This window comes from Achromobacter kerstersii (assembly GCF_902859595.1).
Lineage (GTDB): Bacteria > Pseudomonadota > Gammaproteobacteria > Burkholderiales > Burkholderiaceae_B > Achromobacter > Achromobacter kerstersii.
The window spans coordinates 239,708-247,631 of sequence record NZ_CADIJQ010000011.1 but is presented as its reverse complement, the minus strand read 5'-3'; the positions used below and the strand labels follow the sequence as shown (position 1 = coordinate 247,631).

Here is a 7,924-nt window from a genome sequence, read left to right as displayed (position 1 = left end):
AAATTCAAACCAGGTCATACGTCGCTACTCAAAGGAAGTGAGGTATGTTCTTAAACTTGACGTCTAAGGTACTTCACTTCTAGTGAGCACTTGATTTCATTGTGCTTGTGACAAGCCAGGATTTGACTCCCAACTTGATCACAGTGCATCGCATCAAGCGCCCACACTTATCGGTTGTTTAATTGTTAAAGAGCGGTACTGCTAAATTCTTTACTGCTACCTGCTGAACCCGCCAGCGTCGCTGCGGCTTTTGCCTTGCGTCGCTCGCTGTTTTCAGCAGCAGAGAAGCGAGATTATGAAGGAGTTTTTATCGCTTGTCAAGTCAGCTTCGTTTCGCCTTTCGGCTCACTCAACCGCTTTTCCTGCGACCCCTTCAGGTCCGCTTCTCTTTAGCAGCTATCGAAATATCAGGGTAAACCCTAAGTTTTCGGCAACTGCCAAGCCTGAAACTATAACACAACTTTTGCAGATTATGCAACCGGCTTTTGCCTAATTTGCATCCTATCTTGCAACCCCGCCGCTTTTGCTTTCGCGCTAGCTTTGGCCCTGAATTCAGGGGCTGGTTACTGCTCAGGTGGCTAGCAATTCGATCCGGGTAAACCCTTGATCAACACCACCAGCCAAGCCCAAGACTATAGCACGATTTTTGCAGATTGTGCAACTGGCTTTTGCCTTATTTGCTGCAATCCTTGCAATAACCGCTTGGCTCTCATTTCTGATCGCTTCGCGGCAGACCTGGCTCGTTTCTCCTTTTGGAGACCCTCGTTCGGCCTGTTGCGCTTGCCTTGCCTTCGCGGTTCAAAACTGTCTGAACTGCGAAGGAGCGAGACTATAGCACAAGTTTTTGCACTGTCATGTCCATGCAGCAAATATTTCTACTCACCCGCCCTGCCGCCTAACAGGCCAACGCCCCTCTATATATAGAGAGGTCCTCGACCAAGCACTTCTCTCTATATATAGAGGGGCGAATTTTGACCGGCCCATCGGCAGTGACACCTACCAGCGCATGTAGTCTGCATCCCGCATGCGGCTAAGCTCGCGATGCAGGGTGGTTTCGTTCACCAGCCAGTCCGGCACGCCGATGTCTTGCATGATGTGCGGGTCCATATCGGCGGCCTGGTTGCGCATGCGCGCCTTCATTCGCCATTGACGGACCGCAGCAACCAGCTTGCCCAGCAGTCCACCCATCGCGCGCGGCTTATGCGGGGCATCCGCCACCACCGCCACCGGGGCGGGCGCTGCTGGTGGCGCAAGCACTTGCTGGGACGGCTTGGCGGCAGACTCAAATAGAGAGGAAGAGGCACTGCAAGTATGGGCAGACATGATCGGCTCCTTGGTTTCCGACGTTTTGGTTAGCGTAATCGCCCAATACCCGGGTGAAAATCGAATTGTTTTTGGACTATTGGTCAGCTAAGCTAACCGAATCGATTTTTCTCCTGAAAAGCCCATCATGCGCTTGCCTCTGAATACCCTGCCCGCCTTCCGCGCCGTCGCCGAATTACAGAATTTGCGCGCCGCCGCCGATCGGCTGCACCTGACACACAGCGCCGTGAGCCAGCAGATCAAAGGCCTTGAGGAGCAATTGGGCTTCCCTTTGTTTGAACGCAGCGGGCGCGGGATTGTGCTGAACAGTGCGGGCGCCGCACTGCTGTGCAGTGTGCAAAGCGCCCTATCGTTGCTGGACGAAGGGGTGATGGCCGCAGCCGCGGCGGCCACCGGCAGCGAACAGCGCCTGCGCGTGTCGGTCCTGCCCTCTTTTGCGCAACGCTGGCTCTTGCCGCGAATGAGCCGGTGGCGCTTGCGGAATCCCGGGGTGTCGCTGGAGATTGAAACGTCGCAGCAAGTCGTGGACTTGGTACGCGATGGTTTTCATGCGGCGCTTCGGTTTGGACGCGGCCCGTGGGCGGGCACCGAGTCCGAGCCGCTATTTGACATGCCGTTACCCCTGATCGCGCTGGCCTCGCCGGAAACCGCGGCTGCGCTTGAAGACCATACGCCCGAAACCCTGGCGCGCCAGCCCTTGTTAGGCGAACGCGAGATGTGGCAGCACTGGTTCAATGCGGCGGGTGTGCGCACACCGGTCACGCCGGTGGCGACCTTCAACGATGCGGGGATGATGCTGCAAGCCGCCGAACAGGGGCTGGGCATCACGCTGGGGCGCGAACTCCTTGCGGCGGACGCGCTGTGCGCAGGCAGATTGGTGCGGATATCGCCGATGAGCGTGCATTACGAACAGGCGCAGACCTATCACCTGGTCTACCCGCCCAGCCTGCGCGACTGGGCGCCGCTGGTGGCGCTCAAGCAATGGCTGCACGAAGAGCTGGAATTGTCCCGCTGCGCGCTGGTCACGACGCAGCCGGAATCCGACGCCTAGACGGCGCCGGGCAAAAAAAAAGGTAAAGCAGCTTGCGCTCCTTTACCTCTACCCAAAACACGGCGCCCGGCGGAAGCCTTCCCCACAAACCAGGATTCGCTTCGCTCGAAGGGCCTGGCGGACGCTGAGACGGCGGCAGCAAAAACGTGCGGGTTCAGGCCGCCTTGCGTGCCGTGGGCTTCGCGGGCTGCATGGAATCCGTTTCGTTGAAACGCTGGTGCCAGGAAAATGCCTCTTCCAGCAGATGGGGCGTTTGGCCGCCGCGCTGGCAGGCGCGGTCGAAATAGTCTTGCAGCGCGGCGCGATAAGACGGGTGCACGCAGTTCTGGATGATGGCGCGGGCGCGTTCGCGCGGCGCCAAGCCACGCAGGTCGGCCAAGCCGCATTCGGTGACCAGCACATCCACATCGTGCTCGGTGTGATCCACATGGGACACCATTGGCACCACGCTGGAGATGTCGCCGTTCTTGGCCATGGATTTCGACACGAAGATCGCCAGATGCGCATTGCGCGCGAAGTCGCCCGACCCGCCGATGCCATTCATCATGTGCGTGCCACCCACGTGCGTGGAATTCACGTTGCCGTAAATATCGAATTCCAACGCCGTGTTGATGGCGATGATGCCCAGACGGCGCACAAGCTCGGGCGCATTGCTGATTTCCTGCGGCCGCAGCACGATGCGTTCGCGGTAGTGCTCCATGTTGGCCAGGATCTTGTCGTACACGGGCTTGGACACCGTGATCGACGAGGCCGACGCGAACGCGAGCTTGCCCTGGTCCAGCAATTCGATCGCGCTGTCTTGCAGCACTTCGGAGTACATCGTCAGGTTATCGAAGTCCGAAGACTCAAAGCCATGCAGCACCGCGTTGGCGATCGTGCCGATGCCCGCCTGCAACGGCAGCAGCGCGTTGGTCAGGCGGCCCGCATCCACTTCGCCCCGCAGGAACGTATTGATGTGGCCGGCGATGGCGTTGGTTTCATCATCCGGCGGCAAGGCGTTGGACGGGCTATCCGGCTCATGCGTGATGACGATGGCAGCGATCTTGTCGGGGTCGACTTCGATAAACGGCTGGCCAATACGTTGATCGACCGACACCAAACCAATCGGCTGGCGCGCCGGGCGGTCGGCCGGCACGTAGATATCGTGCAGGCCTTCGATGGCGGCCGGCACGCCCATGTTCAATTCGATGATGATTTTGTCCGCCTGCTGCGCGAACGATGCCGAGTTGCCGACCGACATCGTCGGCACGATGGCGCCGGTTTCGGTAATGGCGGCCGCCTCGATGATGGCGACGTTGATCCGGCCCAGATGACCCGCGCGCAATTGCTCAACCGTTTCAGACAAGTGCTGGTCAATGAAGGCGATGTCGCCCTGGTTGATCTTGCGGCGCAGCGTCGTGTCGACCTGGAACGGCATGCGGCGCGCCAGAGCATTGGCCTGCGCCAGCATCTTGTCGGTGTCGTGGCCCAGCGACGCGCCCGTGATCAGCGTGATCGACAGCGGTTCGCGTTCGGCGCGGCTGGCCAAGGCCGCCGGCACCGACTTACAGTCCCCCGCGCGGGTGAAACCGCTCATGCCGACGGTCATGCCGTCCTGAACCAGCAAGGCCGCCTGCTCGGCGGATGTGATCTTGGCGTGCAGCCCAGGGTGGCGAATACGGTCGAGATGCATGGTGTCTCCAAATTTAAAGGCCAACGGCTTGCGGCCGGGCGCGGCGATGCCGCCTGCGAGCCCGGGCGCCGTCTGTCGCGGCGTTTCCCGATATCCCGGTGCTGGCGTCTGCCCGCCTCGGGAAGAATTTTCGGCAGTATAGGAACGCCGGCTCAAATCTCGTAATGACTTAAAATCATTCAATCCAGTCGTTTTTTTCATTGATTGAGTGTTTTGCGCACGACGCGCCCAGGAGCCCGGACATGGATGTGCGTGCATTGCGATACTTCGTCGAGACGGTTCGGCATGCCAGCTTTACGCAGGCGGCGAAGGCCTTGTTCGTTACGCAGTCCACCGTCAGCAAGATGATTCGCCAGCTGGAAGAAGAAGCCGGCACGCCGCTGCTGATCCGCGACGGGCACACCGCCCGCCCGACCGATACCGGACGCGTGATGTACCAGCGCGGGCTGCAAGTGCTGGAGACCATGCGGCAGCTGTCCGAGGAATTGCGCCAGACCGCCGACCTGCATCGCGGCGCGCTGGAAGTCGGCATTCCGCCGATGATCAATCTGCTGTTCACGCCGGTTGTAAAGCGATTCCGCGAGCTGCACCCCGGCATCCATCTGACGCTGCGCGAAGGCACGGGCCAGGCGGTTGAAGGCCTGGTGGCCAGCGGCGAACTGGAAGTCGGCGCCACGATTCTGCCCATTGCGGCCGATAGCGGCCTGACGGCGCAGGCGTTCGGCAGTTATCCGATTTGGGTGATCGGCCCGCCCGACGCCCCCTGGGCCGGGAAGACGTCGCTCCCCTTGAGCGCCCTGCGCGACACGCGGCTGCTGATTCCCACCGATGACTTCGCCATCACGCGACGCTTGCGCCAGGCCTTTGCCGACGCCGGGTTTCAACCCAGCATCGCGGCACAAAGCGCGCATTGGGACTTTTTGGTGGCGATGGCATCTGCCGGGCTCGGCGTGGCGCTCTTGCCCGAGCCGCTGATGCAGCGCATGAAGACGCGGGGACTCAGCACCGCGAAGCTGGCCAAGTCGGGCATGCAGTGGGAAGTGGGCCATATCTGGCTGCAATCGGGCTATCTGTCGTTTGCCGCCCGTGCCTGGCTGGACGTCTGTGATGCGGTGCTGGGAAAACCTAAAAAAGCCCTGCCCCGAGGCCCCGTCGCCTGAACTCAGTTGAATCCAAACGTTGGCGGCGTAAACGTGGATTTCGGGCGGCTGCGCCACTTGGCGGCCATGCCCCCATGGCCAACGATCCGGCCCTTTTTCCACCCCCGGCGCATCGGGGCAATACGCCTCCCTACCGGTGCAAAAAAACAGGGGACAAAGCACTAGTTTTTGTTGCAACGGATGGGTCGCAGGCGCGTTATGCTGCCGCCTCGACGCGAGTGCCTCGCCCTTAGAAAATGACCCAGATCAGCCACCCCTTGCTCTTACGCGCCCGCCGCATCCGCACGCCCAATTTCGCCGCAATGCTTGCGGCGTTGTTCCTGGCGCTCTGTATGTTGCCAGCGTTTGCGGCGCCGCCCGCCACGCCCGCCGATACGGAAACCGTGCTGGCTGCCGCACGCAAGCAAATCGACGACATCCGCAAGCGCGTTGCGGACGAAACCGACGACGCCACGTTGATGCAGCAACGCAGCGACGCGCTCGATATTCAATCCAAGGCGGACGCGGCCAGCGACGCGCTGACGCCGCAACTGGCCAGCGTGACGGCCAGGCTCAGTGAATTGGGTTCGCCCCCGGAAGGCGCCAAGGAAGCGCCTGATGTTGCCGCCCAGCGCACGCAGCTGGAGAAAAACAGCCGCGCGCTGGACGCACAGATCAAACTGGCGCGCTTGCTGTCCGTGGATGCCGCGCAGACCGCCGAACAAGTGTCGGCGCAACGCCGCAAGCAATTCCAGGCGCGCTTGGGCGAACGCCGCGATTCATTCCTGTCCAGCCAGTTCTGGAAGGAATTCCGCGAAGAATTTCCCAGTGACCTTGAACGGCTGGAAGCGTTGGGCACCGACTTGTCGACCGCCGTTGGCCAGACGCCGAAATGGGGCTGGCTATTGCTGCTGGCCGCCGCGGCAAGCGTGATTGCGCTGCGCGTCTGGATCGGCCGGTTTATCTTGCGTCTGACCGCAACGCGGGTTCCGCCCGGCCGCTTGCGCCGCTCGTTCCTGGCGGTGGCGCAAGTGGTGCTGTCGGTCGCCACGCCCGGCCTGGTGGCCCTGCTGATTCAGACCGGCCTGGACTGGAATTCCCAGCTTTCGGACAACACCTCCGCGCTGCTCGTGACGCTGGTGGCCACGGTGTGTTTTGGCGGGTATGTGTCCGGGATGGGCAATGCGCTGCTGTCGACGCATCGCCCGTCGTGGCGCCTGCCGCCCATCAGCGATGCCGTCGCCACGCGGCTGCGCTGGCTGCCTAATTTGCTGGGCACGCTGGTGGTGATGATCTGGCTGGCGGAACGCCTGCCCGTGTTGTTGAACGCCAGCCTGACCACAACGATTACGCTGACCGGCATCGTCGCCGTGCTGATCATGGCGACGATGGGCGCCGTGTTGTCCATCAGCCGCCGGCTGCGGCGCCAGAGCATTCAAGAAAACGACGCGCCGGTACCCTTCTGGATTTCGCTGCTGCTGGGCGCCGTCTGGACCGTGCTGATCCTGGGGCTGGCGAGCCTGCTGGCGGGCTATGTGGCGTTTGGCGCTTTCCTGGCCAAGCAAGTGCTGTGGGTGCTGATCATTCTGGCCTCCGCCTACCTGCTGTCCACGCTGATCGAAGACGGTTTCAGCACGCTGCTGGGCACGTCGCACCGCGAAGGCGATACCGAAGGCCCGAGCCTGCGCGATCAGGCGGCCGTGCTGTTGTCAGGCCTGGGCCGAGTCGCCGTGGGTCTCTTGACGATCATCCTGCTGCTGGCCCCGTTCGGCGAAGGGCCGATGGACCTGATCCAGCGCTTCGACCAGTTGCGCAAAGGCCTGGCGATTGGTGAAGCGCAGATCCGCCCCGGCGCGGTATTACAGGCGCTGATCGTGCTGGCCTTGTCGCTGCTGAGCGTGAAGATGCTCAAGCGCTGGTTGTCGAACCGCTATCTGCCCACGACCGAGCTGGACCCGGGCATGCAGTTGTCGGCCGCCACGCTGTTCGGCTATGCGGGCTTTGTCATCGCGTTTGCCTTGTCGCTGTCAGCGGCCGGCATCGGCCTGGAGCGCGTGGCGTGGATTGCCAGCGCGCTGTCGGTGGGTATTGGTTTTGGCTTGCAAGCGGTGGTGCAGAACTTTGTGTCGGGCCTGATCCTGCTGGCCGAACGCCCTGTCAAAGTGGGCGACTGGGTATCGCTGGGCGGCGTCGAAGGCGACATTCTGCGCATCAACGTGCGCGCCACCGAAATCCAGATGGGCGACCGCTCGACCGTGATCGTGCCGAACTCTGAATTCGTGACGAAGACGGTCCGCAACGTGACGCGGTCCAATCCGCTGGGCCTGGTGCAGATCAAGCTGCCGCTGCCGCTATCGACCGATGCCGAGCAGGTGCGTGAGCTGATCTTGCAGGCGTTTGGTGACCACGAGGACGTGCTGGACACGCCCGCCCCCAATGTGTTCCTGGACGGCATCGAGAACGGCCACCTGATCTTCAACGCCAAGGGCTATGTGTCGTCGCCGCGCGCCGCTTATGGCGTGCGCAGCGCGCTGCTGTTCACCGTGCTCAAGCGCCTGAACGATGCTGGGCTGGAGGTATCGTCGCCGCCCACCATGTTGCTGGCTTCGGCGCCACAGGCCGTCGGGGTCGCCCCTAGCGGGGTCGCCCCAAGCGGGGACGCCCCACGCGGAGTTGCCCCAGGCGGAAACGCCCCCGGCGGAGTCGCGCCGCCGGCCTCCAGCTGATCAAGGGCGTGGC

At 62.1% G+C, this 7,924-nt stretch carries 5 protein-coding genes; 3 read left to right on the top strand and 2 right to left on the bottom strand.

The features are described from left to right. Positions 1 to 996 precede the first annotated feature (996 nt). A complete protein-coding gene (locus HV765_RS31940) occupies positions 997 to 1,323 on the bottom strand; it encodes a DUF1127 domain-containing protein (protein ID WP_254600733.1) in 327 nt (108 codons plus the stop codon). Positions 1,324 to 1,450: 127 nt separating this feature from the next. Between HV765_RS31940 and HV765_RS26630 the strand changes: the two genes are divergently transcribed. After that, positions 1,451 to 2,374 (top strand): LysR substrate-binding domain-containing protein, encoded by a 924-nt coding sequence (locus HV765_RS26630; RefSeq protein WP_054427879.1) that lies wholly within the window; start codon positions 1,451 to 1,453, stop codon positions 2,372 to 2,374. A gap of 154 nt (positions 2,375 to 2,528) precedes the next feature. Here HV765_RS26630 and HV765_RS26625 read toward each other — a convergent pair whose 3' ends face one another. After that, a complete protein-coding gene (locus HV765_RS26625) occupies positions 2,529 to 4,046 on the bottom strand; it encodes an acetyl-CoA hydrolase/transferase family protein (RefSeq protein WP_175171511.1) in 1,518 nt (505 codons plus the stop codon). A gap of 242 nt (positions 4,047 to 4,288) precedes the next feature. On the opposite strand from HV765_RS26625, the gene HV765_RS26620 reads away from it, so the two are divergent. After that, a complete protein-coding gene (locus HV765_RS26620) occupies positions 4,289 to 5,206 on the top strand; it encodes a LysR family transcriptional regulator (RefSeq protein ID WP_175171510.1) in 918 nt (305 codons plus the stop codon). A gap of 302 nt (positions 5,207 to 5,508) precedes the next feature. Further along, the gene (locus HV765_RS26615) at positions 5,509 to 7,911 is read left to right on the top strand and encodes a DUF3772 domain-containing protein (protein WP_254600736.1); all 2,403 of its coding nucleotides are present in this window, start codon (positions 5,509 to 5,511) and stop codon (positions 7,909 to 7,911) included. Positions 7,912 to 7,924 lie beyond the last annotated feature (13 nt).

Bases quoted from the DNA above. Each gene is read 5' to 3' on its own strand.
- HV765_RS31940 (WP_254600733.1), bottom strand. From the start codon at position 1,323: ATGTCTGCCCATACTTGCAGTGCCTCTTCCTCTCTATTTGAGTCTGCC.
- HV765_RS26615 (WP_254600736.1), top strand. From the start codon at position 5,509: ATGCTTGCGGCGTTGTTCCTGGCGCTCTGTATGTTGCCAGCGTTTGCG.
- HV765_RS26625 (WP_175171511.1), bottom strand. From the start codon at position 4,046: ATGCATCTCGACCGTATTCGCCACCCTGGGCTGCACGCCAAGATCACA.
- HV765_RS26630 (WP_054427879.1), top strand. From the start codon at position 1,451: ATGCGCTTGCCTCTGAATACCCTGCCCGCCTTCCGCGCCGTCGCCGAA.
- HV765_RS26620 (WP_175171510.1), top strand. From the start codon at position 4,289: ATGGATGTGCGTGCATTGCGATACTTCGTCGAGACGGTTCGGCATGCC.